Raw genomic sequence first — 25,447 nt, 5'->3', positions numbered from 1 at the left:
GGCGGCGGCTCAGACCACCGGGCCGGAGCCCCGGAACGCGTTGAGGATCTCCTCGGCGGCCAGCGTCGCCGGGAGCGTCCCCTCCCGCACGCGGCGCTCCAGGCCGGGTGCCACCGCCCGCACCCCGGCGTGGGAGCGCAGGCTCTCCAGGAGTTCGTCGCGCACCATCGTCCAGGCCCAGTCCACCTGCTGCTCGCTGCGCTTGGCGGCGAGCCGGCCGGTCGACTCCAGCAGTGCCCGGTGCTGTTCCAGCCGCTCCCACAGCGTGTCGAGACCGGTCGACTCGCGGGCGCTGCACGTCAGGACCGGCGGGGTCCACGCCGCGTCCGCCGGGTGCATCAGCCGCAGCGCGCCCGCCAGTTCACGGGCGGCGGCCCGCGCGTCGCGCTCGTGCGGGCCGTCCGCCTTGTTGACGGCGATGGCGTCCGCGAGCTCCAGGACGCCCTTCTTGATGCCCTGCAACTGGTCACCGGTGCGCGCCAGGGTCAGCAGCAGGAACGTGTCGACCATGTTGGCGACCGCCGTCTCCGACTGGCCGACACCGACGGTCTCCACCAGCACCACGTCGTAGCCCGCCGCCTCCATCACCACGACGGACTCGCGGGTCGCCTTCGCCACCCCACCCAGCGTGCCGGCGGTGGGGGAGGGGCGCACGAAGGCGTTCGGATCCACCGCGAGCCGCTCCATCCGGGTCTTGTCGCCCAGGATGGAACCGCCCGTCCGGCTGGACGACGGGTCGACCGCAAGCACGGCGACCCGGTGCCCGAGCCCGGTGAGCATGGTGCCGAGCGCGTCGATGAACGTCGACTTGCCGACCCCGGGCACACCGCTGATGCCGACGCGCCGGGCGTGGCCCGAGTGCGGCAGCAGCCGCCGCAGCAGCTCCTGGGCGAGCGCCCGGTGGTCGGGCCGGGTGGACTCGACGAGGGTGATGGCGCGCGCGATGTGCGCGCGCTTCCCGTCGAGCACGCCCTTCACATAACTGTCGAGATCGATCCTCGGGGCCATGGCTCAGCGGCTCACAGCTCGTGGCCGAGCGCGGAACCGAGCCGCGTCACCAGGTCGTGGGCCGCTTCCGGGATCACCGTCCCGGGCGGGAACACGGCCGCGGCGCCCGCCTCCAGGAGCGCGTCCACGTCCTGCGGCGGGATCACCCCGCCCACCACGATCATGATGTCCTCGCGCCCCTCGGCGGCCAGCTCCTCGCGGAGCGCGGGGACGAGCGTGAGGTGGCCGGCGGCCAGGGACGAGACGCCCACGATGTGCACGTCCGCCTCGACCGCCTGCCGGGCGACCTCGCCCGGCGTCTGGAACAGCGGGCCGACGTCCACGTCGAAGCCCAGGTCGGCGAAGGCGGTCGCGATCACCTTCTGACCGCGGTCGTGCCCGTCCTGGCCCATCTTGGCGACCAGGATGCGCGGACGGCGCCCCTCCGCCTCTTCGAACGCGTCGACCAGTGTGCGGGTGCGGTCCACGGACGGCGACTCCCCTGCCTCGTTGCGGTACACACCGGAGATCGTACGGATCTGGCCCGCGTGCCGGCCATAGACCTTCTCCAGGGCGTCCGAGATCTCGCCCACGGTCGCCATCGCGCGCGCCGCGTCCACGGCCAGCGCCAGCAGATTGCCCTCCAGGCCGGGACCCGGGTCGCGCTCGGCGGCCGTGGTCAGCGCGCGCAGAGCGTCCTGGCACGCCTGCTCGTCGCGCTCCTCGCGCAGTCGGCGCAGTTTCTCGATCTGCTGGGTGCGCACTGAGGAGTTGTCGACTTTGAGTACGTCGATCTGCTCGTCGGTCTCGACCCGGTATTTGTTGACGCCGATGACGGGCTGGCGGCCGGAGTCGATGCGGGCCTGGGTGCGGGCGGCGGCCTCCTCGATGCGGAGCTTCGGGATGCCGGCGTCGATGGCCTTGGCCATGCCACCTGCGGCTTCGACCTCTTCGATGTGCTGCCAGGCCCGGCGCGCGAGGTCGTAGGTCAGCTTCTCGACGTAGGCGCTGCCGCCCCACGGGTCGATGACCCGGCCGGTGCCGGACTCCTGCTGGAGAAGGAGCTGGGTGTTGCGGGCGATGCGCGCGGAGAAGTCGGTGGGCAGGGCCAGCGCCTCGTCCAGAGCATTGGTGTGCAGCGACTGGGTGTGGCCCTGGGTCGCCGCCATCGCCTCGACACACGTGCGCGTGACGTTGTTGAAGACGTCCTGAGCGGTCAGCGACCACCCGGACGTCTGCGAGTGCGTCCGCAGCGACAACGACTTCGCGTTCTTCGGCTCAAACTGCTGCACGAGCTTGGCCCAGAGGAGCCGGGCTGCGCGCAGTTTCGCGATCTCCATGAAGAAGTTCATGCCGATCGCCCAGAAGAAGGACAGCCGGGGTGCGAACGCGTCGACGTCGAGCCCCGCGCCGCGTCCGGCGCGCAGGTACTCCACCCCGTCCGCCAGGGTGTAGGCCAGTTCCAGGTCGGCCGTCGCCCCGGCCTCCTGGATGTGGTAGCCGGAGATGGAGATCGAGTTGTAGCGCGGCATCTTCTGCGAGGTGTACGAGAAGATGTCGGAGATGATCCGCATCGACGGCTTCGGCGGATAGATGTACGTGTTGCGGACCATGAACTCCTTCAGAATGTCGTTCTGAATGGTCCCGGCCAGCTTCTCCGGTGGCACACCCTGTTCCTCGGCGGCCACGATGTACAGGGCGAGGACGGGCAGGACCGCGCCGTTCATGGTCATCGACACGGACATCCGGTCGAGCGGGATGCCGTCGAAGAGCTGGCGCATGTCGTAGATCGAGTCGATCGCCACCCCGGCCATGCCGACGTCGCCGGTCACCCGGGGGTGGTCGCTGTCGTAGCCGCGGTGTGTGGGCAGGTCGAAGGCGACCGACAGGCCCTTCTGACCGGCCGCCAGATTGCGCCGGTAGAACGCGTTGGACTCCTCGGCCGTCGAGAAACCCGCGTACTGCCTGATCGTCCACGGCTGGTTCACGTACATCGTCGGATACGGGCCCCGCAGATACGGCGCGATCCCCGGATACGTACCGAGGAAGTCCAGGCCCTCCACGTCGTGCCCGGTGTACAGCGGCTTGACCGCGATGCCTTCGGGGGTCTCCCAGAGCAGGTCGCCCACCGAGCTGCCGGAGGACTCCTTGACCGCGGCACGCCACTGGTCCTCGGTGACCTCGGGGGAGCCGTCCGGCCCGAGCCCGATGTCGGAGAAGTCGGGGATACGCATTACGCCACACCCATCCGGTCGAGAAGGGAGGAGAGCACGGCCACCGCGTCGCAGCCGGCGAAGACGTATTCGTCCACACCGTCGTACGCGCCGGGCCGCCCCGCCAGATACACGCGCCGCGCGCCCGCCGCGACCAGCGCCGCGGCGACCTCCGCCGCCTGTTCGGCGTAGAGCGCGTCGCTGGAGCACAGGCACGCCACGTCCGCCCCCGAGGCGGCGAACGCCTCGGCCACCGACGACGCGTCCACCCGCACCGGCTCGTGCACCGGCTCGATGCCGCCCGCCTGGAACAGGTTGGACGCGAAGGAGACCCGCGCGGTGTGCACCGCCGCCGGGCCCAGCGCGGCGATGAACACGCGCGGCCTGCCCCCGGTCGCCGCCAGATGGGCGTCCGAGCGGACCCGCAGCGCCTCGAACGCCTCGTCGCGCCGGACGACCGGGAGGCCGCCCCGGGCCGGGGCCGCCGGGAACGGCTCGCGCTCCACCGGCCGTTCGGCCAGCAGCGGGAACTCGCTCACCCCGGTCACCGGCTCCTTGCGCCGCGCCAGATCCTTGCTGCGCGCCGCCCAGGTCGCCGCGATCCGCTCCTCGACCAGCCCCGAGTCCAGGGCGGCGGCCTGGCCGCCCACCCGCTCGATCTCCTGGAAGAACGCCCAGGCCGCTTCGGCGAGTTCGTCGGTCAGCCGCTCCACGTACCAGGAACCGCCCGCCGGGTCGATGACCCGCGCCAGGTGCGACTCCTCAAGCAGGATCGTGGAGGTGTTACGGGCGATGCGCCGGGCGAAGGCGTCGGGCAGGCCCAGCGCGTGATCGAACGGCAGCACGGTCACCGCGTCCGCCCCGCCGACGCCCGCGCCCAGGCTGGCGAGGGTGGTCCGCAGCATGTTCACCCACGGATCGCGCCGCGTCATCATGACCGGCGAGGTCACCGCGTGCTGCCGCTGCGCCCCGGCGCCGGGAGCCCCGCAGACCTCGGCGACCCGCGCCCACAGCCGGCGCGCCGCCCGCAGCTTGGCGATCGTCAGGAACTGGTCGGCGGTCGCCGCGTAGCGGAACTCCAGCTGCCCGCACGCCGCTTCGACGCCGAGCCCGGCCTCGGTCAGCGCCCGCAGATAAGCGACGCCCGTCGCCAGCGAGGCGCCCAGCTCCTGGGCCGCCGAACCGCCCGCCTCGTGGTACGGCATCGCGTCCACGACGACCGCGCGCAGCCCGGGGTACTCCTCGGCGCACCGCCGCGCCCAGCGGACGGCCTCCGTCAGGTCGGGCTCCGTGCCCTCGCGTGCGGCCCGCCCCAGCGGATCGGCGCCGAGGCTGCCCCGTACCTCCCCGGCCGGGACACCGCGCTCCGCGTGGAGCCGCAGCAACTCGGTGGCGGCGGCGTCCAGTTCCGCGCCCGCGTCCAGGACGATCGGCGCCAGGTCGAGCAGGACGCCGTCGAGTGCCCGGTCCAGACCGGAGACCGGCACACCAGCGGTGCCCCCGACGGCGAGCCACAGCGAGGTGACGCCGTTCTCCAGGTCCGCGAGCACGGCCTCGTTGAGCCGGGCGGGATCGGTGAACGCGTGCCGCTGGCGTACGCCCCAGCCGCCCGCCGTACACCCTTCGGGCTTGCTGCCGCGGGTGAACGGGGCGAAGCCCGGGAGACCGGCATCGGGCGCGTCGTCGCGCGAGGTGTAGAGGGGCCGGGTGATGAGCCCGTCCTCCACCGTGGTGGACAGTGCTTCCTCGGCGGCCGGTCCCGACACGTCCTTGCCCGATTTGCGCAGCACACCTTCGACAAGGCTCTGCCACTGCTCATGGGCGGGGTCGGGGAATCCGGCGGCCAGCGGAAGCCCGTCAGCAGGCTGGACCGTCATGGCCCAGATGCTAGGGCAGCTCCCGGGGGAGGAGCAGTGCGTCGGCCTGTGACCTTGCCCTCCCCCAGCGCACTTGATCCTTTACGTACTGTCGCGTAGCCGCGCACTCGGAGATGTGTGGGGTTTCGTCGCGATGCGGGCTGAAATGACCGAAGTTATGCTGCTGCCAATCCATTCATGTGGAAAGGACGCGCCCGTGACCGTGGGACCCGTGGAATACCTCGTCGTCGCCTTTCCCGGCAGCCGTTTCACCGGCGCCATCGCGCCGGCGCTGGCCGACGCCGTCGCCTCGAAGGCGGTGCGCATCCTCGACCTGACCTTCGTGCAGAGAGCCGAGGACGGCACGATCCAGGCCGTCGAGCTGGACGATCTGGACCCCGACGACCTGGTCTCCTTCGAGCCGGTCGAGGGCGAGGTCAGCGGCATGCTGAGCAGCGAGGACATCCGGCTGCTCGGTGAGCGCGTGCCGCCGGGCAGCTCCGCCGCGCTCATCGTGTGGGAAGACCTCTGGGCGGTCCCGCTCGCCGAGGCCGTCCGGGCCTCGGGCGGACAGGTCGTCGCCCACGAACGGATTCCCGCCGAGGTCGCGGAGGCCGCCGCCTCCGCCGCCGGCCACGACAGCTGACGCCCGCACGGGAAGGGGAACACGCCATGCCGATCTTCCGAGGACCCGGAATGAACCGCCGCGGACCCGGCCTCATCGGGGCCGCCGCGCGCACGGCCGTCATCGCCGGTACCGCGTCCGCCGTCACCGGACGGGTCCAGCAGCACCAGCAGAACAGGTTCGCCCAGCAGGAGGCGGAGCAGTACGAGGCCCAGCAGCCGATGCCGCCCGCCCCGCAGCCCGCCGCACCACCGGCGGCCCCGGGCGGCGACGTGGTCGGGCAGCTGGAGCGGCTGGCCGCGCTGAAGCAGCAGGGCATTCTGACCGAGGCCGAATTCGAGGCCCAGAAGGCGCGACTGCTGGCCGGGTGAGCACGAGGGTTACGGGGCGCCTGCCCCGTAACCCCGCTTCCGCCTGCGCGCATGACGGCGACGCCCGGCCGTTCGATGATCTCCGGCGTTTTACTTTGTCGATGTGACGACATCATGCGATTTTTGATCCGGCCAGGCCGAAATCATTTCGGATGCGCGCCGGGAAAAGAGGAAATCCATCGTGCAAACCGTCAGGGCCGTCCCGACCGTTTCCGCCCTCAATCTGCGCGATCTCGGCGGCATCACGCTGGGCCCGGGCCGGCAGGTCCGGCCGGGCGTGGTGCTGCGCGCCGGCCGGCTCGGCGGCCTCGACCCGGTGGACGCGGCGGCCGTGGCCGCACTCGGCATCCGTACGGTCGTCGACCTGCGGACCGCCGACGAGCGGAGCTCGGCCCCCGACTCCCTGCCGCCCGGCGCCCGGCTCTTCGTCGCCGATGTGCTGGGCGACAACCCGGGCGTGACCCCCGCCCGGTTCCGCGCCCTGCTCGCCGACCCCGTCGAGGCCGAACGGCTGCTGGGCAGCGGCAAGGCGGAGGAGGCGGTCGCCCAGTCGTACCGGCAGCTCGTCCTCTCACCGGGGGCCGCGGCCGCGTACCGCGCCTTCATCGACACGGCCGCCGACCCCGCCGCGCGGCCGGTGCTCTTCCACTGCGCCACCGGCAAGGACCGCGCCGGCTGGGGCGCCGCCCTGCTGCTCCTGATCCTCGGCGCCTCGCGGGAGGTCGTGCGGCAGGAGTTCCTCGCGGTGAACCCGGTGCTGCGGGTCGTCGGACGGCCGTACGTGCGGGGCTTCCTCGACGCCGGCGGCGACCCGGAGATCGCCTCGGCGATCGTCGAGGTCCGCCCCCGCTACCTCGAAACGGCCCTGGCCGCCATGGACGAGCGCTGGGGCGGTCTGGACGGCTACGTACGCGACTGCCTGCGCGTGCCCGGCCCCACGCTGCGCCGGCTGCGCAGCGAACTTGTCGTCTACACCGGCCAGTAGCCCGTCGCTCTCCCCGCACAGCACGCTGCCCCGGCACGCTCGGTGCCGGGGCAGCCTTCGTCTCCGCTCGGGTCAGACCTTCAGGAGGCGTTCCGTGAGGTCGCGGTAGTGCTGGAGCGTGATCCGGAGCTCCTCGGTCCGTGTCCCGGGGTCGCCTCCGTCCCGCTCGCTGACGTGCAGGGTGCTGCGGCGCGCCTTGAGCGCCTCCGTGAGGCCGGCGACCACCGCGTCGAACGTGGACTCGGCCTCCTCCACCGCCCGGTGCGGGCTCTCCACGAAGTCGGTCACCGCCTGGTGGAGCCGCTGGGTCAGCTTGTCCTGGTCGCCGGCCGGGAGGAGGCGCTCGGCGCCGTCGTGCGCGGTGTGCGCCCGGCCGTCGTGGTCCGTGGTGCGCGGCCGTTCCGTACGGCCGGCCTCCTTGTGCCCGAGGTCCGTACCGCCGGTCTCCTTGTGCCCGAGGTCCGTGCCGCCCGTGTCCTTGTGCCCGAGGTCCTTCTCGGCGAGGGGGACCGGGGTGGCGGCCGGGGGAGTGGAGGGCGCCGTCCGGGGCGGGCGGGCCGAGGTGTCGTCGGAGAAGGACGGGGAGCCGCCGCGGTCGGGCCGGTCCTCGGTGGCCGGACGGCTCGTGGGCGCGGCCGTGGGCCGCGGGGTGGGGTCGGTGTCCTTGGTCATGCCGTGCCACTTCCTTCCGTGTGATGGTGCTTGTCCGTGTGGTGCTGCTTGTCCCGGCGGACCGGGCGGTCCGTGCCGTTGGACACGAGGACGTCGAAGAGGCCCCGGGCCTCGACCAGCGCCGTCCGCAGCTGCTCCGTGTCGCCCTCGCCGCGCTTGGCGGCGTGCACGCGCCGGTAGCCGTGGACGTGCTTGGCGTGGTGGACGGAGAGCGCGTCGCTCTGCTCGTCGAAGTCCTTGCCGTCGGGGAAGCCCATGTCCCGGGCCAGCTCCGCGAGGAGCGTGTCGGCCTCGGCCACCGCCTGCTGCGGCGAGTCGACGAACCGGTCCTGGACCTGCGCCCAGCGGGCGAGGTAGCGCTCCCGCTCCTCGGGCGTCAGCGCACGCTCGTCCAGCGAGCCGTGCCGCTTCAGCCGTTCGTTCAGTTCGTGTTCGGCGGCCTTGGTGTCGCCGTCGTGCCGGGCCAGGGCACGCTCGTACTCCGGTCCGAAACGCCGCCGCAGGCCGTGGCCGGTGTTCTTCCGGCCGAAGACGAGGAACGCTCCGGCGGCCACCACCACGACGACCGCGAGGATGATCACGAGGGTCGTCATCGTCACCACCCCCGGCGGTAGTCGGTCCGCGGGTCGCTGTGTTCCACTCCCACCACCCCTTCGGGTTCATTGCCCGGCGTGCCTTCCGGCCGGGCGTGACGCTCGTGTACCCCGGCGAACGCGTTCGAGACGCGCCGGCTTCGACATCCGCTGCCGACGGGCCCCGGAGGACCTCTCGGTAGGGTGGGAGACGCAGCAGCAGGCGTACTCCGAGAGGGGATCACGGTGACCGAGCGCAAACCCGCGGGTGTCAGCTTCGAATCATGGGTGGACCAGCAGATCCGGGAGTCCGAACGGAAGGGCGACGTCTCCAGGCTGCCCGGGTTCGGTAAGCCGATCGAGGCGCTGAGTGCCCCGTACGACGAGGCGTGGTGGATCAAGTCGAAGATGCAGCGCGAAGGGGTGTCCGTGCTGCCGCCCGCCCTGGCGCTGCGCAAGGAGGCCGAGGACCTCGTCGCCGGCCTGCCGGAGATCCGGACCGAGGCCGAAGTGCGCCGGGTGCTGGACGAGGTGAACGACAAGATCCGCGAGGCCGTCCGCAGGCCGCCGCCGGGCCCGCTGCTGAACCTGCGCCCCTTCGACGTGGACGCCCTCGTGGCGGAGTGGCGCACCGGACGCGCCGCCTCCTGAAGGGCCCGGGCCGATCCCCGCAGGGGATGCGTAATACTCGCCCCATGAGATCAAGCGTTACGCCGACGGGCCGCCGGGCATCCGGCGGCCCGGTCCGCGTCAGGCGGGCGACCGCGCGCGACGCCAAGCGGCTCACCCGGCTCGTCCGGTCGTCGCGCGCCTACGAGGGCCCCTACGCGTCGATGGTCGCCGGGTACCGGGTGGGTCCTGACTACATCGAGACCCATGAGGTCTTCGCGGCCGTGCAGGAGGCGACGGACCGCGTGCTCGGCTTCTACGCGCTCGTCCTGGACCCGCCCGAGCTGGACCTGCTCTTCGTCGCGGACGACGCCCAGGGCACCGGCACCGGACGGCTGCTGATCGGCCACCTGAGGGCGGAGGCGGAGGCGCGGGGGCTGCCCGGCGTCCGCGTCGTCTCGCATCCGCCGGCGGAGGGCTTCTACCTGACCATGGGCGCGGAACGGACCGGCACCGTCAGGGCGGCGCCCCCGGCGGTGATGTGGGACCGGCCCGAGCTGCTGCTGCCGGTCGCCTGAGCCACCTCCGTCAGGACGCGTCGGCGTCCGACGCGCGGTGGACGTCCGTGACGGTGAAGAGCCCGCCGTCCGGGTCCAGGAGCGTCGCCTCCCGGCCCTCGGGGTGCGACAGCTCCTCCACCAGGGAGCCCCCGTGCTCGCGGGCCCGCTCCACGGCGAGGGTCACGTCGTCCACCGGGAAGTTGACCTGCCAGTGCGGGCGGACCAGCGGATCGGGGGCGGCCTCCACCGCGCCGGAGCTGATCCGGGCCAGCTGGCGGCCCCCGCACTGGACGATCACCTCGTCCTTCGCGTACGACACCTCGCAGGCCCCCGGCTTCCCGCTCGCCCAGTCCAGCACCTCGCCGTAGAAGATCGCGGCGTCGAAGGCGCTCCGGGTGCGCAGCCGCAGCCAGGCGTGCGCGTGGCCGTCCGGGGCGGGCGGGGAGGTCGCCGGAGCGGTCCGCTCCCAGATGCCGAAGCCGGCCCCGTCCCGGTCGGCCGCCAGCGCGCCGCGCCCCTTGCCGAGCGACAGGGGCCCCACCGCCACCGTGCCGCTGCGCTCCCGGATGCGGGAGGCGGCCACATCGGCGTCCCGGACGGCGAAGTAGGGCGTCCAGGCCACCGCGACCCGGAAGGCGGTGGCCACCGCCCCGATGCCGGCGACCGGCACATCGCCGCGGCGGGCCACCGAGAAGTCGTCGCCGAGCCGGCCCGGGCGGAAGCTCCAGCCCATCACCGGGCCGTAGAATTTCTGGGCGGACTCCAGATCGCGGGTCATCAGATTGACCCAGCAGGGCGCGGCGGACCCGGTCAGGGCCGCACGCGCGGGCGCCGTACCGGAGGTGCTTGGGGTCATGGTGCCACTGCCTTCATCGGGGGTGCGGCAGATGTGCCGACGGGCTTCGGGGCCGTCACCAGCCTCGCCGGGGGCGGCCGCTCCCGCAAACGCGACGCCGCCGCCCACCCTCCGCACCCCCGAGGGGCGCGGGTCAGTCGCGCTTGTCGTCGTCCTCGTGGCGGATCGGCTCGTTTCCGTGCTCACCGAGCTCGTACGGCGAAAGGCCCCGGCCGTCGTCGGGGAAGCGGTCGTCACCGTGGACGTCCGGCTTCTCCTCGTGGCTGCGGTGGTCGGGGCCGACCGGCTGCTCGTCCGGCCGGGGCGGGGGCAGCTCCTGGTCGTGCCGTCGCTTGCCCAGCAGGAAGGCACCGATCAGCATGATCACCAGGAGCACGCCGATCACGCCCATCACGACGCCCGTCGCGCCGCGTCCGTCCGCGAGAGTGACCGCCAGGGAATTCAGGGCTCCATCCGAAACGTCCATGCTTGCCGGATACCCCAGGACACAGGCGTCACTCGGTGCGGCGATCGAATTCATGTTTTAAGTGGATATGGGCGCCGAAAATGTTTCGGGCGGTGTGAGCCCCGGCCGCGCCGGGCACGCGGGGGATTCCGGGCCGCTCCTGTCGCAGTCGGACGTGTGCGGGGTCAGCCTGGAAAGTACGGCAATGCCCTTTCGGAAGGAGCCCCGGTGAACAGCGCACAGGACAAGCAGGCCACGGAGGACCACCACGACCAGGAGGTGTCGGTCGTCCTCGGCGAGTGCCCCGAGGAGGACGCGCGCATCGTCTTCGACGTGCTGAGGGCCGCCTTCACCACCGACCGCTCCTCGGCCGACGTGCCCCACGAGACCGCGGGCAGGCGGCCCACGGCCTGGGCCGCGACCGTCGACGTGTCCGAGGCCCGGGTGGTCTCGGGGTCCGTGACCCTCGGCGCCCCCGTCACGCTCGACGTGCAGGGCGGCTACCACGCCGTGGACCGGCTCAGGGGCGGGCTGGCCGACGCCTTCGCCGTCCGGGTGGTGGGCACGGTGTCCGGGGACCAGGAGGAGGAAGTGCGGCTGCGGCTGGAGAACAAGTAGGCCGAACGCCCCGTGCGGGGGTCGCCGGGGCCCCGATGCGCCGCCCGCATCTGGTAGAACTCGGACAAATGTGACTTCTCTGAAAGGTGTCGCGCGTGGATCCGTCCAGTTCTTGGGAGGGCGGCGCCGACGAATCCCCGGCGCCCGGCGACCTCCCCTCCGCCACCCTGACCCTGCACATCAACGGCACCGAGCGCACCGTCACCCTCGATCACCGCACCACCCTCCTGGACGCCCTGCGCCACCACCTGGACCTCACCGGGGCGAAGAAGGGCTGCGACCACGGCCAGTGCGGCGCCTGCACCGTCCTCGTGGACGGCCGCCGCGCCAACAGCTGCCTCCTGCTGGCGGTCGCCCACGACGGCTCACGCATCACCACGGTCGAGGGCCTGGCGGACGGCGACCGGCTGCACCCCCTCCAGGAGGCGTTCCTGGAACGCGACGCGTTCCAGTGCGGCTACTGCACCCCGGGCCAGCTCTGCTCCGCCGCCGGCGTCCTCGCCGAGGCCGACTACGGCCACCCCTCGCACGTCACCCCGCACGACGCCCCCGTAGCGGTCCCCGCCCGGCTCGGCCCGGAGGAGATCCGGGAGCGGATGAGCGGCAACCTCTGCCGGTGCGGCGCCTACCCGCGGATCGTCGAGGCCATCGAGGACGTGGCGTCGTGAAGCCCTTCGCCTATCTGCGCGCCGAGACCGTCGCCGACGCGGTGCGCGCCTGCGCCGCCCACCCGGGCGCCAAGTTCCTCGGCGGCGGCACCAATCTGGTCGACCTGATGAAGCTCGGCGTGGAGACCCCCGGCATGCTGGTCGACGTCAGCCGGCTTCCGCTCGACCAGGTCACGGACACCGCCGAGGGGGGCCTGCGCATCGGCGCCACCGTGCGCAACAGCGACCTGGCCGCCCACCCCGCCGTACGCACCCGCTACCCCAGCCTGTCCCAGGCGCTGCTGGCCGGCGCGTCCGGGCAGCTCCGCAATATCGCGACCACCGGCGGCAATCTCCTCCAGCGCACCCGCTGCCTCTACTTCCAGGACACCTCCAAGCCCTGCAACAAGCGCGAACCCGGCACCGGCTGCCCCGCCCGCGAGGGCAGCCACCGCGACCTCGCCGTCCTCGGGCACTCCGAGGAGTGCGTCGCCACCCACCCCTCCGACATGGCCGTGGCCCTCGCCGCGCTCGACGCGGACGTCGTGCTGCACGGGCCGGAGGGCGAACGGACCGTCCCGGTGACCGGCTTCCACCGGCTGCCCGGCGACAACCCCGACGCCGACACGGTCGTCCGGCCCGGCGAACTCGTCACCGAAGTGCTGCTGCCACCCCGGGCCGACGGCACGGTCTGCCTCTACCGCAAGGTCCGCGACCGCGCGTCCTACGCCTTCGCGCTGGCCTCCGTCGCCGCCGTCCTGCGCGTACGCGACGGGCACATCGAGCACGCGGCGCTCGCGTTCGGCGGGCTCGCCCACCGCCCCTGGCGGGCCCGCGCCGCCGAGGAGATCCTGCGCGGCGCACCCGCGACCGACGCGACCTTCCTCCGCGCCGCCGACGCCGAGCTGGCCGAGGCCCGCCCGCTGCGCGACAACGCGTTCAAGGTCCGCCTGGCCCGGAACCTGGCCGTCGACGCCCTCGCCGAACTCACCGCCCGCACCTGAAGAGCCGAGGATCCCGCCATGAGCCACGCCCCCCAGCCGCTCGGCGCGCCCGCCGTCCGCCGCGAGGGCCGCGCCAAGGTGACCGGCGCCGCGCGCTACGCCGCCGAACGCGGCCTGCCCGGCTGCCTGTACGCCTGGCCGGTACCCGCCTCCGTGCCGTCCGGCCGGGTCACCGCCGTCCGCACCGTCGACGCCCTCGCCCACCCCGGCGTCCACTCCGTCCTCACCCACGACAACGCGCCGCGCCTGGCCGAACCGGACGACCCGATCCTCGCCGTCCTCCAGGACGACCGGGTGCCCCACCGGGGCTGGCCCGTCGCCCTCGTCCTCGCCGACAGCCTCGCGAGCGCCCGGGCCGGAGCGGCCGCCCTGCACATCACCTACGAGACGACCCCGCACGACGTCGTGCTCACCGAGGACCACGCGGGCCTCTTCACCCCGGAAGAGGCCAACGGCGGCTACCCGGCCGTGCGCGAACGCGGCGACTTCGACCGGGCCTTCGCCGCCTCGCCCGTACGCGTCGACGCCACGTACACCCTGGAGCCGCTGCACAACCACCCCATGGAGCCGCACGCCTCGACCGCCCACTGGTCGCCCGACGGACACCTCACCGTGTACGACTCCAGTCAGGGCGCCACCAAGGTGCGCGACAGCCTCGCCGCCGCCTTCGGGATCGGGGCCGACCGGGTCACCGCCGTCTCCGAGCACGTCGGCGGCGGCTTCGGCTCCAAGGGCACCCCGCGCCCGCAGACCGTGCTCGCCGCGATGGCCGCCCTGCACACCGGCCGCCCCGTCGAACTCGCCCTGCCCAGGCGCCAGATGCCCGCGCTCGTCGGACACCGGGCACCCACCGTGCAGCGCGTCAGGCTCGGCGCCGAGGCCGACGGCACCCTCACCGCGGTCGCCCAGGAGATCATCACCCACACCTCCCGGATCAAGGAGTTCGTGGAGCAGGCCGCCGTGCCCGCCCGCGTCATGTACGGCTCACCGCACAGCCGCACCACGCACCGGGTCACCGCCCTCGATGTGCCCAGCCCGTCGTGGATGCGCGCCCCGGGCGAGGCCCCCGGGATGTACGCCCTCGAATCCGCCATGGACGAACTCGCGGCGGAAACCGGCGTCGACCCCGTCGAACTGCGGCTGCGCAACGACCCCGCCGACGAACCCGACTCCGGCAAACCCTTCAGCAGCCGGGGCCTGGCCGCCTGCCTGCGCGAGGGTGCCGCACGCTTCGGCTGGGCGGACCGGGATCCCGCCCCCGGCATCCGCCGCGAGGGCGCCCTGCTGCTCGGGACGGGCGTCGCCTCGGCCACGTACCCCGTCTACGTCAGTGCCGCCCACGCCTCCGCGCACGCCGCGCCCGACGGCACCTACCGGATCGCCGTCAACGCCACGGACATCGGCACCGGCGCCCGTACCGTCCTCGCCCAGATCGCCGCCGAGGCGCTGGGCGCACCGCTGGACGACGTGGCCATCGACATCGGCGACAGCGACCTGCCCGACGCCCCGCTGGCCGGCGGCTCGTCCGGCACCGCCTCCTGGGGCTGGGCCGTGCACAAGGCGGCCGCCGGGCTCGCCGGGGAGCTCGCCGCGCGCAGCGCGCCGCTGCCCGCCGAAGGGGTGACCGTCAGCGCCGACACCACCGAGGAGACCGCCGAGACATCCGCGTACGCCCGCCACGCCTTCGGGGCGCACTTCGCGGAGGTCGCCGTCGACACCCGCACCGGGGAGGTCCGAGTGCGCCGGATGCTCGGCGTCTTCGCGGCCGGCCGCATCCTCAACTCCCGTACCGCACGCTCCCAGTTCATCGGCGGCATGACCATGGGCATCGGGATGGCGCTCACCGAGGGCTCCACCCTGGACCCGGTCTTCGGCGACTTCACCGAGTGCGACCTCGCCTCGTACCACGTCCCCGTCTGCGCCGACGTGGCCGCCGTCGACGCGCACTGGATCGAGGAGGACGACCCCCACCTCAACCCCATGGGCAGCAAGGGCATCGGCGAGATCGGCATCGTCGGCGCCGCCGCTGCCGTCGGGAACGCCTTCCGGCACGCGACCGGCGTCCGCGTGCGCACCCTGCCCCTCACACCCGACCGGGTGCTCACCCACCTGGCCTGACCGAAATGTTGCGCGACCGGCCCAGCGGGGTCACCCTGTGGAGTGACCCAGAAGAGACATCTGCTCACTCTTCGTATTCGGGGGTCGTTGGTTCAACGGGGCGAAGTATGTGGGCCTCGATGTGAGGAGCCTCGACGATGACCGTTCCACTCGACCGGCACTATCTGGTCGAACTCCAGGTTTCCGCAGACCGTGTGGACCAGCTGCGACGCATAGTCGCGGCCCACCTGCGCCACTGGAGTCTCGAACTCCACGTACGGCCCGTGTGCCGTGCCGTGGAGGAGCTGCTGACCAACGTCCACCGGCACGTCGGTGACGACAACCGCTGCGTCGTCGAACTCCGGTGGTCCGGACGGCACCTCACGGTCTCCGTCGCCGACAACGGCTCCGAGATGCCGCGACTGCTCCACGAGGGCGGCGGCCTGAGCCGGGTCATGGCCCTCAGCGACAGCTGGGGCACCTGCCGGACCGCCGAGGGCAAGGTCGTCTGGTTCACCCGGTACGCCCAGGAGCCGCAGCACATCGAGCTGGTGCCGCTGCCGCCGCTGCCCGGCGTCCGCGAGTTCCGCCGCCCGCCGGCCGCGGTCGCGGAGATCCCCGAGCCGGTCCCGGCCGCCGCCGACGAGACCGTCCCCGTCCCCGACGCCGCCCCGGCGCTCGTCTGAGACACACGCCCCAGCCCCCGGCCGGCGCGGATCGCATGTCCCGAGCATGCATGATCCGCGCCGGCCGGGTATGCGGTGGCGGGGGCAGTGCCGTGTCACGGCCCGCGTTGCGGGCGGGCCCACCGCGCGGCACGGTCGAAGTACCGAGGCAAGGAGGCCACAGTCATGCCCATCGCGACGGTCAATCCCGCGAACGGCGAGACGCTCAGGACGTTCGACGCGCTGAACGACGACGAGATCGAGAAGCGGATCGCCGCGGCCGACGCCGCCTTCCGCGACTACCGCACCACCACGTTCGCCGAACGGGCCCGGCTGCTCAACCGGGCCGCCGACCTCCTGGACGAGGACCAGCAGGACATCGCGCGCACCATGACCCTGGAGATGGGCAAGCCCGTCAAGGCCGCCCGCGCCGAGGCCGCGAAGTGCGCCAAGGCGATGCGCTGGTACGCCGCACGGGCCGAGGGCCTGCTCGCCGACGAGCACCCCGCCGCCGCCGATGTGGAGGACTCCGGCGCGGTGCGCGCGTACGTCCGCTACCGGCCGCTCGGCCCGGTCCTCGCCGTGATGCCGTGGAACTTCCCGCTGTGGCAGGTCGTGCGCTTCGCTGCCCCCGCCCTGATGGCCGGCAACACGGGCCTGCTGAAGCACGCGTCGAACGTGCCGCAGACCGCGCTGTACCTCGGCGACCTCTTCCACCGCGCCGGCTTCCCGGCCGGCTGCTTCCAGACCCTGCTGGTCGGCTCCAAGGCCGTCGAGGGCATCCTCCGCGACCGCCGGGTGGCCGCCGCGACGCTCACCGGCAGCGAACCGGCCGGGCGGTCCGTCGCCGCCATCGCCGGTGACGAGGTCAAGCACACCGTCCTGGAACTCGGCGGCAGCGACCCGTACCTGGTCCTGCCCTCGGCGGACGTCGCCAAGGCCGCCCGCACCGCCGTCACCGCCCGCGCCCAGAACAACGGCCAGTCCTGCATCGCCGCCAAGCGGTTCATCGTGCACACCCAGGTGTACGAGGAGTTCGCCGAGCGCTTCACCGTCGGCATGCGGCAGCTGACCGTGGGCGACCCGCTGGAGGAGTCCACCGACGTCGGGCCGATCGCCATGGAACAGGGCCGCGCGGACCTGGAGGAGCTGGTGGACGACGCGGTGGACCGGGGTGCCGAGGTGCTGTGCGGCGGCGGACGTCCCGAGGGACTGGGCGGCGGCCTGGAGAACGGCTGGTTCTACGCGCCCACCGTCCTCGCCGGCATCACACCCGAGATGCGCATCCACCGCGAGGAGACCTTCGGCCCGGTCGCCACCCTCTACCGCGTGGACAGCCTGGACGAGGCCGTCGAGGTCGCCAACGACACCTCCTTCGGGCTCAGTTCCAACGTCTGGACCAGCGACGCCGGCGAGACCGAACGCTGCGTCCGGGACCTCCAGGCCGGCGGCGTCTTCTTCAACGGCATGACCGCCTCCCACCCCGCCCTGCCCTTCGGCGGGGTGAAGCGCTCGGGCTACGGGCGCGAGCTCGCCGGACACGGCATCCGCGAGTTCTGCAACGCCACCACCGTCTGGTACGGCTCCGAACCCCGGTGACCGCACCCGCGACGCCCCCGAACCTCGACGCGACGGCCTCCAACCGGCGCGGCGCCGGACTCTGGGAGTGGGCCGGCACGGAGCGGCCGGCTCAGAAGCGCAGTTCGGCCGCGATCCGGCCGTGCCCCTTCAACGAGTCGTCCGCGACGAAGAACACCTCGGCGCCGCTGTCCAGCGCCGCCTCGACCAGCTCGTCCACGATGTCCTCGCGGACGCTCGCGTCGGACGGGTCCACCACGTCGTCGGTCACCGGCTTCAGGTGCTCCTGGTCGACCCGTACCGTCTGCTGGTAGTGCTCCTCCACGGCCACCAGACCGGCGCGGCCCTCGCGCACCGCGGCCCACACCTCGTCCAGACCGCCGGCGAACGCCTTGCGGCCGCGCGCCGCGTCCAGCCGCCCGTCGATCTCCTTGGCGAAGTGCGCGCGCCGGGCGTCCAGGGCCGGGCGCAGCTCGGTGAGCAGGTCGCGGGGCGCGTTGTCGGCGGGCGCGCCCTTGGTGACCCGGCCGACCGCGTCCTTGGCGCACTCGCTGACCTCGTCGAACAGGGCGAGCGCCGGCGCGATGCCCACCAGGTACAGCGGGCGGGGGTCGGTGGCCAGGACGGTACGCAGCTTCTCGTCCACCGTGCGCAGGAAGTTCCGGGTGTCTTCGCTGGCGAAGTTGCTCGCCGTGTCGCCGATCCGCTCCATGCGCTGCGGGTTGAACTCCTCGCGCGGGGCGGCCAGCGGGAAGCCGCCGGCGTGGGCCTCCTGGGCGGACTCGGTGGTGCCGCTGAAGAGGGCGGCGTGGTCGGCGGCCACGGTCAGCGCCCAGAAGGGGCGGGCCTGGGCCTTCGCGGCGACCAGGTTGCGGGTGAGGTAGCTGTCGCTCAGCACCACCCGTTCGGGTGCGGTACGCGGCAGCCGCCAGATCTGGTACTCGTCGGCGGTGGCGAGGAGCACGAGAGCGTCCAGGGCCCGGCGCTGGTCGAGCTCGCCGGCCGCGCGGTCGAGCTGCTGCTTGATCGCGGCGCATGCCTCCCGGGCGACCTCCGGATCGGCTTCCAGCCGGTTGTGGGCCTCGGACAGCAGGTTGCGCAGCCGTACGGCGTCCTGGGCGTTGTCCGGGGCGCGCCGGTGGGTCGGCATGGTCAGGGACAGGGCCGGATAGGGCCGGGTCCGGCGGAGCTCCTGCAGCAGGCCGGCGGTCAGGGCGTCCGTGTCCATCAGTTCCCTCCCGGGGAATCGCGCGCACTGCGTGCGGAGCGGGTGAATCAACGAGTCAATTCATACCTTTTGATCCTAATATGGGCGAGTTGGTCATCCCGGGTGCGGGAAGTGCTGCTTCCCCGTGCCCGCTTCAGTGGACGGAGCGTTTGTGAACCGGACCGGCCCCGCGCGGCGCCCCTTCCGAGGCCGCGTCATCCGCAGCCTGACCCCAGCCGCACTCGTCGCGGTGCTCGCCGCCGGAGCGGCCGCCTGCGGCGACTCCGACACCTCGTCGCCGGGTACGGCCAGCAGCACCCGCACGCTCTCCGCCGAACCGACGGTGAGCCCGAGCCCGACCCGTAGCGAGCGCACCCCGGAGGAGTTCGCCTCCTCCGTCTCCGCCGACGTCGAGCGCAACCGGCAGAAGGCCGCGGCGACTCTCAAGGGCGTCGAAGGCAAGGGCAACGCCATGGACGACGTCTCCGTCAACGGCATCGCGGTCGCGCCCGGGGAGAAGTTCCGCAGCGCCCTGGTGCGGGTGACCAACCGGAGCGGCGAGCAGGCGTTCTTCGCCGTGCGCGTCGAGTTCGTCGACGCGTCGGGCAAGGTGCTGGACTCCGTGGTGCTCGGCTTCCCGGACGCGCCGACCGACAAGACCGTCAGCCAGCACGCGAACAGCCGCAAGGCCGCCGGCGTCAAGTCGTTCCCCCGGATCGCCCAGGCGGAACGGAGCTGACGGCCGGCGGCCTCGCGGTGATTCGGTGCGGGACCGTCACCAGATGGCGTCCACCCACTCGGGGTGGTCCACGAACGGGTTCCGGTTGTGCTGGTAGTCCTCGTATATGACGTCGTTGCGCCGCTTCTCGAACGCGTCCGGCGGGTCCTGCTCGCTCCATGTCTTGAGTACGGAGAGCCGGCCGATGTGCGGTGAGGAACCGTTGGACACGCTGTCGTTGGGTTCCAGGTCGGGGAAGGCGTCGTCGCCCTCGTAGCGCACGGCCATGTAGAGGATCATCCGCGCCACGTCGCCCTTGACGGCGTCGCGCGGTTCGAAGGAGTCGGAGTCCGTGTAATTGCCCGGGGCGTCGCTCAGCTCCGTACCGCCGTCGTCGAAGTCCTTGTTGCCGCGCGTGGAGTTGACCTGGACGTCGGACGGGCGCAGATGGTGGATGTCCGTGCCGGGGCCGGTGGCCGTGCCGAAGTCGCCGTGGGACTTGGCCCAGACGTGCTCGCGGTTCCACTGGCCCGGACTGCCGCCGTTGTCGCTCTTCGGCTCGGAGCGCCCGGTGTACAGCTCGATGATGTTCGAGGAGTTGGCCGGGTCCTCGTCGGTGTCCTTCAGGGCGTCCCAGACCTGGCTGTAGGTGAGCTTGCTCTGGTCGCTGATGATCGTGTGCAGGGCGCTCTTCAGCGCGGTGCCGGTCTTGCCGGTCGCGTCCTGGTAGTACGTGTCGTCGAGCGCGGTGAGCGAGGAGGCGGCGGTGGGCGGTGGCGTCGGGACGGGCGCGGCGGCGGCCGTGCCGTTGAACACCGCGAGGGCGGCGAGCGCGGCGGGCAGGGCGTGGCGCGCGGGAAGGTGACGACGGGACATGTGGGGTGTCCTCTCCGGGAATACGCGCACCGCGGCGCCGTCACGGGGTGGGGGGCGGCTCCGCGGTGCGTCGTGTCCGCTATGTGTACGCGGGAGCCTTCCATGCGCACCGTCACGATGTGTGAACCCCGCGTATCTATCATGTGCAGGTCAAGTGAGGGCCGGGAACCCGTTCCGGGACCCCCCTCCGGTCTCGGATGCGGGAGCGCCGGGGGAGGGCGAGAATGACGGGAAGGACAAGGGAGGCGGCATGAGCGACGAGTCCGATTCCGTATCCAGCACCCGGGGCGTGACTCCGGACGACCTCTTGCACACCGGCGCCACCGACAACCCGTCCGCCGAGGACCTGGTGCTCGCGTCCGGGCGGGACCTGACCCCGGCGAACCTCGAATGGGCGGAGCGCACCCTGGCCAGGGAGGGCCGGGCGGCCATGGACAAGCGACTGCCGTAGCCGGCGGTACGGCGCGGCGGCCCGGCCGTCGCGCCCCCTGGCAGGTACGGGCGCCGGGCGCCGCTCGGTTAGCCTGAACGCACAATGAACCGTTTGACGACGTCAGAGGCGGGTTACGACCTCGCCCGCTTCCCCGAGGACCCCCGCGACCCGTTCCGTGCCTGGGACGCGGCCGACGCCTATCTGCTCCAGCACCTGGAGGAGGCGGTCGACGTCTCGGGGAACGTCGTCGTCATCGGCGACCGCTGGGGCGCCCTGAGCACGGTCCTGGCCGCGCACCGCCCCGTACAGATCAGCGACTCCCACCTCGGGCAGCGGGCCACCGCCGCGAACCTGGAGCGGAACGGGCTGCCCGCCGACGCGGTGCGCCTGCTGTCCCCGCGCGACACCCCGCCGGACCGCGTCGACGTCCTTCTCGTACGCGTGCCGAAGAGCCTCGCGCTCCTGGAGGACCAGCTCCACCGCATCGCGCCCGCCGTGCACGCCGGCACGGTCGTCGTCGGCACCGGGATGGTCAAGGAGGTCCACACCTCCACGCTCAACCTCTTCGAGCGGATCATCGGCCCGACCCGGACGTCCCTCGCCGTCCGCAAGGCCCGGCTCATCCACTGCACCCCGGACCCGGCCCTGCCCCGCACCCCCAGCCCCTGGCCGCTGCGTTACGCGCTACCGCCGGACGCCGGACCGGCCGCCGGGCGCACCGTCACCAACCACGCCGGGATCTTCTGCGCCGACCGGCTCGACATCGGCACCCGTTTCTTCCTCAAGCACCTGCCGGACCGCAGCGGGCCCGATCGGGTCGTGGACCTCGGCTGCGGCAACGGCGTCCTCGGCCTCGCCGCCGCCCTCGCCAATTCCGACGCCACCCTCACCTTCGTCGACGAGTCGTACCAGGCCGTGGCCTCGGCCGAGGCGACCTTCCGCGACAACACGGGGCCGGACGCCCGGGCCCGCTTCGTCGTCGGGGACGGCCTGTCCGGGGCCGAGCCCGGCAGCGCGGACCTGGTCCTCAACAACCCGCCGTTCCACTCCCACCAGGCCACCACCGACGCGACTGCCCGGACCATGTTCCACGGGGCCCGGCGCGCGCTGCGGCCGGGCGGCGAGCTCTGGGTGGTCGCCAACCGCCACCTGGGCCACCACGCCACCCTGCGCCGCGTCTTCGGCAACTGCGAGACGGTCGCGGGCGACCCGAAGTTCGTCGTACTGCGCGCGGTCAGGCGCTGAGCGCCGCCCACTCCGGCAGCGGTTCGCGGGCCGTGTGCCAGGCCGGCGGGAGGGCGGCGACGCCGGTACGGGCGGCGATCACGCCACCCGCGATGGCGCAGGTGGTGTCGATGTCACCGCGTCCCGCGACCGTGCACCACAGCCCCTCCTCCAGGTCGTCCAGGTGGCCCGCCGCACACCACAGCGCGAAGGGGACGGTGTCCGGCCCGGACATCCGGTAGCCGGAGCCCAGGACCTCCGCCGCGTGGCGGACCGAGGTGCGGGCGGGCATCCGGGACGCGATGCGGACGCCCGAGCGCACATCGCTGTCGGGCAGGTGCGCGGCGACCCCCCGGAGGAACGCGCCGCGCTCGGGCGCCGGGCCGCCCCGGCCGCGCACGGCCAGCGCCGCGGCGACGGCGACCGCCACCGCCCCGGCGGCCGCCTCGGGGTGGTGGTGCGAGACCGCGCTCTGGCGGGCGGCCTGCCCGATGACGGTGTCCAGATCGGCGGCGTGCCAGGCACCGAGCGGGGCGACGCGCATCGCCGCCCCGTTGCCCCAGGAGCCCATGCCGTCGAACTGCGCGGTCACCAGCTCCTGCCAGGGCTCGCCCGCGCCGATCCGGCGCAGGACGTCGTGCATCGAGGCGCCGTAGCCGCGGTGCGTGTCGGCGGCGTACTCCTCGGCGAGGCGCCGGGCGAACCGGTCCTGGTCCACGGCGCCGTCGCCCTCGGCGAGTTCGCGGACGAGGACCAGCGCCTGGGCGGTGTCGTCGCTCCACCGCCACACGGGCTCCTCGGGCAGCGTCCGCGCCTCCAGGGCCTCGGGGCCCTCGCGGCGCAGGATGCCGAACCAGCGGTCGCCGAAGGCGTCACCGAAGGCGAGCCCGGCCAGTGAGTCGAGTGCGGGGGCGGGTACGGCGGTCATCGGAGCAGTATGACAAGCCGGGCGCTCCGCCCGCCCGGCTATTCCGCCCGCCCGGTCATTCCGCCGTTCCGCGCCGCGCGGCGGCCGCTGCCACGGCCGCGCCCGCCGAGAGCAGCGCGCAGAGCAGCCAGACCGCGACGTACCCGGACTCGCCCGCCGCCTCCTGGGTGTCGGGGACGGTGCTCCCGGTCTCCGTCGCCGGGGTCGCCAGGATGACGGCGATGACCGCGCCGGCGACCGCCCCGCCCAGGGTCTTGACGTTGTTGTACAGGGCCGTGGTGATCCCCGTACGCGACGGGGCGCCGGCCTCCGCGATCACCGTGGGCAGCGCGCCGAGCGCCACGCCGATCCCGGCACCGGCGAGCACCTTGGCCGCCACCAGCTGCCAGATCGCCGTGTGGAACACGGCGGTGGACAGGAAGCTCACGGCGATCAGGGCGAACGAGGCGATCAGCGCGGGGCGGTAGCCGACGCGCCGCGCGACGAGGGCGGTCAGCGAGGAGCCGACGACCGCGGCGACCCCGGCGGGCAGGGCGATCAGTGAGATGGCGAGGGCGGAGAGCCCGAAGCCGTAACCGGTGCGCTCCGGGTCCGCCGCCAGGAACGTGGAGTCCGGGGCCAGGCTGCCGAAGTAGACCACGCCGAAGGCCGCCGCGCACAGGAAGTACGGGGCGACACTGCGGTCGGCCAGTGCCCGCAGGTCCACCAGCGGATCGGGCACCCGCAGCTCGCGGACCGCCCAGACCGCGCCCGCCACCAGAGCGAGCGGCACCGGGACCAGCACCGCGCCGGAGAGCAGGGGGCCGGTCTTCGCAGCCGAGATCCCCGCGAGCAGCAGAAGCACCGCCAGGCTCAGCAGGCCCACGCCCGGCCAGTCGAGCCTCGCCCCCGGCGTCCGGGTGGACTCCGGGATCGCGAGGAACGAGACCGGGACGCAGAGCAGGGCCAGCACGGCCGGGAGGAGCAGGGTGATCCGGACATCGCCCGTCGCCTTGTGCGCCAGGCCCATGACCACCCCGCCGAGCAGGGTGCCGAGGGTGAGCGCGCCGACCAGCCGCGCGATGGCGCCCCGGGCGCGTTCCACCGAGAGCCGGTCGCGTACGAGCGCGATCTCCAGCGGCAGCAGGGCCGCGAGCGGGCCCAGCAGCACCCGCCCGGCCAGCAGCACGGGCAGCGAGGGCGCGAAGGCCACGAGCAGCGAGCCGACGGCGACGCACACCAGCGAGACCCGCAGCATCAGGCGGTGCCCGTACACGTCGCCTAGCCGGCCGAACGCGGGCACGGACACGGCGGCGGCGAGCAGCTGGGCGGCGACCACCCAGTTGAGGTCGGCGTCCGCGATCCCGAGCTCCGTGCCGATGTCCGGCAGCAGCGGGGCGATCCCGCCCTGAAGGAAGCCGCTGGTCAGCTCGAAGAGGACGAGGAGGCCCACGACGGCGCCGACCGATGTGGACTCCGGGGCGGACCTGGTGGACTCGGTCGTGCTCATGACGGCTGCTCGGCGTCCTGGAGGCGCCGCGCCGCGAGTCCGGCCAGCAGGGCGGCGGCATCCGCCACCGCCCGGTCGTCGTAGACCGCCTGCGCGGAGTGGTTCATGGGGGCGGCCGACGGGTCCTGACCGGACGGGCACGCGCCGAGGCCCACGTACGCGCCCGGGACCTCGTGCAGCACGTACGAGAAGTCCTCGGAGCCGGCCATCGGGCGCGGCGCCTCGAAGACCTGCCCGGCGCCGAGCACTTCGCGGGCGGTGCGCAGGGCGAACGCGGCCTCGGTGGCGTCGTTGACGGTGACCGGGTAGCCCTCGCGGTAGTCGGTGCCGGCGGTCAGGCCGTGCGCGGCGGCGATCCCCCGCACGGTCCGTTCCAGGGCGGCCCGGACCCGGGTCCGGGTCTCCTCGGAGAACGTCCTGATGGTGGCGGTGAACTCGGCGGTCCCGGGGATGACGTTCCCGGCCGAGCCGGCGTGCAGCGAGCCCACGGTGATCACGGCCGGGTCGAAGATGTCGACGGTGCGCGTGACCAGGGTCTGGAGCGCGGTGACCATCTCGCAGACGGCCGGGACCGGGTCCTTGGCCAGGTGCGGCGACGATCCGTGGCCCCCGGCGCCCACGACGGTGACGGTGACCTCGTCGGAGGCGGCGAGCATCGGGCCCGGCCGTACGGCGGCGGTGCCGACGGGCAGCACCGCCGAGGTGACGTGCAGCGCGTACGCGGCGACGACCCGGGTCCCGGCCGCGTCGAGCACGCCCTCCTCGATCATCAGCCGGGCCCCGCCCATGCCCTCCTCGCCGGGCTGGAACATGAACACCACGTCGCCCGCCAGCTCCTCGCGCCGCGCGGCCAGCAGCATGGCCGCCCCGACCAGCCCCGCGGTGTGCACGTCGTGGCCACAGGCGTGCATCCGCCCGGGCACCTCGGAGGCGTACGACACACCGCTGTCCTCCTGTACGGGGAGCGCGTCCATGTCCCCGCGCAGCAGCACGGCGGGGCCGGGCCGGCCACCGCGCAGGACGGCGGTCACCGAGGTGAGCCCGCTGCCGGTCGTGATCTCCAGGGGCAGTCCGGACAGGGCGTCCAGGACGGCCCGCTGGGTGCGGGGGAGATCGAGGCCGAGCTCGGGCTGCCGGTGCAGGGCGTGGCGCAGCCGGACCAGGGAGTCTTCGAAGGCGAGGGCGTCAGTGCGTGCGAACATGCCTGGTATG

General features: G+C 73.2%; 26 protein-coding genes. 14 read left to right on the top strand and 12 right to left on the bottom strand.

The features are described 5' to 3' along the window. Nucleotides 1-9: 9 nt before the first annotated feature. Genes meaB through mutA form a run of 3 tightly spaced genes read right to left on the bottom strand, consistent with a single transcriptional unit; the run spans nt 10 to nt 5,077 of the window. The gene (meaB, locus tag ACIQZN_RS10690; protein WP_403990427.1) at nt 10-1,008 is read right to left on the bottom strand and encodes a methylmalonyl Co-A mutase-associated GTPase MeaB; all 999 of its coding nucleotides are present in this window, start codon (nt 1,006-1,008) and stop codon (nt 10-12) included. 11 nt (nt 1,009-1,019) lie between these two features. Next, a complete protein-coding gene (scpA, locus tag ACIQZN_RS10685; RefSeq protein WP_403990424.1) occupies nt 1,020-3,221 on the bottom strand; it encodes a methylmalonyl-CoA mutase in 2,202 nt (733 codons plus the stop codon). Then, nucleotides 3,221-5,077, bottom strand: a complete 1,857-nt coding sequence (mutA, locus tag ACIQZN_RS10680) for a methylmalonyl-CoA mutase small subunit (protein ID WP_403990421.1) — start codon at nt 5,075-5,077, stop codon at nt 3,221-3,223. Before mutA ends, scpA begins: the two co-directional genes overlap by 1 nt. A 211-nt stretch (nt 5,078-5,288) precedes the next feature. On the opposite strand from mutA, the gene ACIQZN_RS10675 reads away from it, so the two are divergent. From ACIQZN_RS10675 to ACIQZN_RS10665, 3 genes are all read left to right on the top strand, one after another. Continuing rightward, complete coding sequence (locus ACIQZN_RS10675; protein ID WP_403990866.1) at nt 5,289-5,702, top strand: DUF6325 family protein; 414 nt, start codon at nt 5,289-5,291, stop codon at nt 5,700-5,702. A gap of 50 nt (nt 5,703-5,752) precedes the next feature. Further along, entirely contained in the window at nt 5,753-6,052 is a 300-nt protein-coding gene (locus ACIQZN_RS10670; RefSeq protein WP_403990418.1) for an SHOCT domain-containing protein, read from the top strand. A 181-nt stretch (nt 6,053-6,233) separates the two neighbouring features. Next, the gene (locus ACIQZN_RS10665; protein WP_403990415.1) at nt 6,234-7,037 is read left to right on the top strand and encodes a tyrosine-protein phosphatase; all 804 of its coding nucleotides are present in this window, start codon (nt 6,234-6,236) and stop codon (nt 7,035-7,037) included. A 72-nt stretch (nt 7,038-7,109) separates the two neighbouring features. Here the strand turns inward: ACIQZN_RS10665 and ACIQZN_RS10660 are convergent, their stop codons facing one another. Continuing rightward, nucleotides 7,110-7,709 carry a hypothetical protein gene (locus ACIQZN_RS10660; protein WP_403990412.1) on the bottom strand — a complete coding sequence of 200 codons (600 nt, stop codon included), beginning with the start codon at nt 7,707-7,709 and terminating at the stop codon, nt 7,110-7,112. Continuing rightward, on the bottom strand, nt 7,706-8,311 hold the full coding sequence (locus tag ACIQZN_RS10655; RefSeq protein WP_403990409.1) for a hypothetical protein: 606 nt from the start codon (nt 8,309-8,311) through the stop codon (nt 7,706-7,708). Before ACIQZN_RS10655 ends, ACIQZN_RS10660 begins: the two co-directional genes overlap by 4 nt. Before the next feature lie 216 nt (nt 8,312-8,527). Between ACIQZN_RS10655 and ACIQZN_RS10650 the strand changes: the two genes are divergently transcribed. Then, nucleotides 8,528-8,932 (top strand): DUF1992 domain-containing protein, encoded by a 405-nt coding sequence (locus tag ACIQZN_RS10650; protein WP_403990406.1) that lies wholly within the window; start codon nt 8,528-8,530, stop codon nt 8,930-8,932. A gap of 44 nt (nt 8,933-8,976) precedes the next feature. Then, nucleotides 8,977-9,468 (top strand): GNAT family N-acetyltransferase, encoded by a 492-nt coding sequence (locus ACIQZN_RS10645; RefSeq protein ID WP_403990404.1) that lies wholly within the window; start codon nt 8,977-8,979, stop codon nt 9,466-9,468. A 10-nt stretch (nt 9,469-9,478) separates the two neighbouring features. On the opposite strand, the gene ACIQZN_RS10640 is transcribed toward ACIQZN_RS10645, so the two are convergent. Together ACIQZN_RS10640 and ACIQZN_RS10635 are read right to left on the bottom strand one after the other, a co-directional pair. Continuing rightward, nucleotides 9,479-10,306 carry a VOC family protein gene (locus ACIQZN_RS10640; protein ID WP_403990401.1) on the bottom strand — a complete coding sequence of 276 codons (828 nt, stop codon included), beginning with the start codon at nt 10,304-10,306 and terminating at the stop codon, nt 9,479-9,481. 133 nt (nt 10,307-10,439) lie between these two features. Beyond that, a complete protein-coding gene (locus ACIQZN_RS10635; protein WP_403990398.1) occupies nt 10,440-10,772 on the bottom strand; it encodes a DUF6479 family protein in 333 nt (110 codons plus the stop codon). 207 nt (nt 10,773-10,979) lie between these two features. On the opposite strand from ACIQZN_RS10635, the gene ACIQZN_RS10630 reads away from it, so the two are divergent. The 6 genes from ACIQZN_RS10630 to ACIQZN_RS10605 all read left to right on the top strand — a co-directional run bounded on the left by ACIQZN_RS10630 (nt 10,980) and on the right by ACIQZN_RS10605 (nt 17,381). Beyond that, a complete protein-coding gene (locus ACIQZN_RS10630) occupies nt 10,980-11,369 on the top strand; it encodes a hypothetical protein (RefSeq protein ID WP_403990395.1) in 390 nt (129 codons plus the stop codon). Between the two features lie 95 nt (nt 11,370-11,464). After that, nucleotides 11,465-12,037 (top strand): 2Fe-2S iron-sulfur cluster-binding protein, encoded by a 573-nt coding sequence (locus ACIQZN_RS10625; protein ID WP_403990393.1) that lies wholly within the window; start codon nt 11,465-11,467, stop codon nt 12,035-12,037. After that, nucleotides 12,034-13,020 (top strand): FAD binding domain-containing protein, encoded by a 987-nt coding sequence (locus ACIQZN_RS10620; protein WP_403990391.1) that lies wholly within the window; start codon nt 12,034-12,036, stop codon nt 13,018-13,020. Before ACIQZN_RS10625 ends, ACIQZN_RS10620 begins: the two co-directional genes overlap by 4 nt. An 18-nt stretch (nt 13,021-13,038) precedes the next feature. Then, nucleotides 13,039-15,138, top strand: a complete 2,100-nt coding sequence (locus ACIQZN_RS10615; protein WP_403990389.1) for a xanthine dehydrogenase family protein molybdopterin-binding subunit — start codon at nt 13,039-13,041, stop codon at nt 15,136-15,138. A 137-nt stretch (nt 15,139-15,275) separates the two neighbouring features. Next, a complete protein-coding gene (locus tag ACIQZN_RS10610; RefSeq protein ID WP_403990386.1) occupies nt 15,276-15,803 on the top strand; it encodes an ATP-binding protein in 528 nt (175 codons plus the stop codon). 165 nt (nt 15,804-15,968) lie between these two features. After that, nucleotides 15,969-17,381 carry an NADP-dependent succinic semialdehyde dehydrogenase gene (locus tag ACIQZN_RS10605; RefSeq protein WP_403990383.1) on the top strand — a complete coding sequence of 471 codons (1,413 nt, stop codon included), beginning with the start codon at nt 15,969-15,971 and terminating at the stop codon, nt 17,379-17,381. Nucleotides 17,382-17,472: 91 nt separating this feature from the next. Here ACIQZN_RS10605 and ACIQZN_RS10600 read toward each other — a convergent pair whose 3' ends face one another. Further along, nucleotides 17,473-18,588 carry a chemotaxis protein gene (locus tag ACIQZN_RS10600; RefSeq protein WP_403990380.1) on the bottom strand — a complete coding sequence of 372 codons (1,116 nt, stop codon included), beginning with the start codon at nt 18,586-18,588 and terminating at the stop codon, nt 17,473-17,475. 151 nt (nt 18,589-18,739) lie between these two features. On the opposite strand from ACIQZN_RS10600, the gene ACIQZN_RS10595 reads away from it, so the two are divergent. Then, nucleotides 18,740-19,306: a hypothetical protein gene (locus tag ACIQZN_RS10595; protein ID WP_403990377.1), complete on the top strand. Its 567-nt coding sequence runs from the start codon at nt 18,740-18,742 to the stop codon at nt 19,304-19,306. A 36-nt stretch (nt 19,307-19,342) separates the two neighbouring features. Here the strand turns inward: ACIQZN_RS10595 and ACIQZN_RS10590 are convergent, their stop codons facing one another. Next, on the bottom strand, nt 19,343-20,161 hold the full coding sequence (locus ACIQZN_RS10590) for an endonuclease I family protein (RefSeq protein ID WP_403990374.1): 819 nt from the start codon (nt 20,159-20,161) through the stop codon (nt 19,343-19,345). A gap of 250 nt (nt 20,162-20,411) precedes the next feature. Between ACIQZN_RS10590 and ACIQZN_RS10585 the strand changes: the two genes are divergently transcribed. Both ACIQZN_RS10585 and ACIQZN_RS10580 read left to right on the top strand, forming a co-directional pair. Next, a complete protein-coding gene (locus ACIQZN_RS10585) occupies nt 20,412-20,612 on the top strand; it encodes a hypothetical protein (protein ID WP_403990371.1) in 201 nt (66 codons plus the stop codon). A gap of 84 nt (nt 20,613-20,696) precedes the next feature. Further along, the gene (locus tag ACIQZN_RS10580) at nt 20,697-21,839 is read left to right on the top strand and encodes a methyltransferase (protein WP_403990368.1); all 1,143 of its coding nucleotides are present in this window, start codon (nt 20,697-20,699) and stop codon (nt 21,837-21,839) included. On the opposite strand, the gene ACIQZN_RS10575 is transcribed toward ACIQZN_RS10580, so the two are convergent. From ACIQZN_RS10575 to ACIQZN_RS10565, 3 genes are read right to left on the bottom strand one after another with little or no spacing between them, the layout of a single operon-like run. After that, the gene (locus tag ACIQZN_RS10575) at nt 21,829-22,746 is read right to left on the bottom strand and encodes an ADP-ribosylglycohydrolase family protein (protein ID WP_403990366.1); all 918 of its coding nucleotides are present in this window, start codon (nt 22,744-22,746) and stop codon (nt 21,829-21,831) included. The genes ACIQZN_RS10580 and ACIQZN_RS10575 overlap by 11 nt on opposite strands. A 55-nt stretch (nt 22,747-22,801) precedes the next feature. Next, the gene (locus ACIQZN_RS10570; protein ID WP_403990363.1) at nt 22,802-24,235 is read right to left on the bottom strand and encodes an MFS transporter; all 1,434 of its coding nucleotides are present in this window, start codon (nt 24,233-24,235) and stop codon (nt 22,802-22,804) included. Then, nucleotides 24,232-25,437, bottom strand: a complete 1,206-nt coding sequence (locus ACIQZN_RS10565; protein ID WP_403990360.1) for a M20 family metallopeptidase — start codon at nt 25,435-25,437, stop codon at nt 24,232-24,234. The genes ACIQZN_RS10570 and ACIQZN_RS10565 overlap by 4 nt, the downstream gene beginning before the upstream one ends. Nucleotides 25,438-25,447: the final 10 nt, after the last annotated feature.

Origin of the sequence: Streptomyces sp. NPDC097595, from assembly GCF_044761525.1 — a bacterium.
Taxonomy (GTDB): Bacteria; Actinomycetota; Actinomycetes; order Streptomycetales; family Streptomycetaceae; genus Streptomyces; species Streptomyces drozdowiczii_A.
Note: the sequence above shows the minus strand (reverse complement) of the source record. Positions and strands in the feature narration are given on the sequence as shown.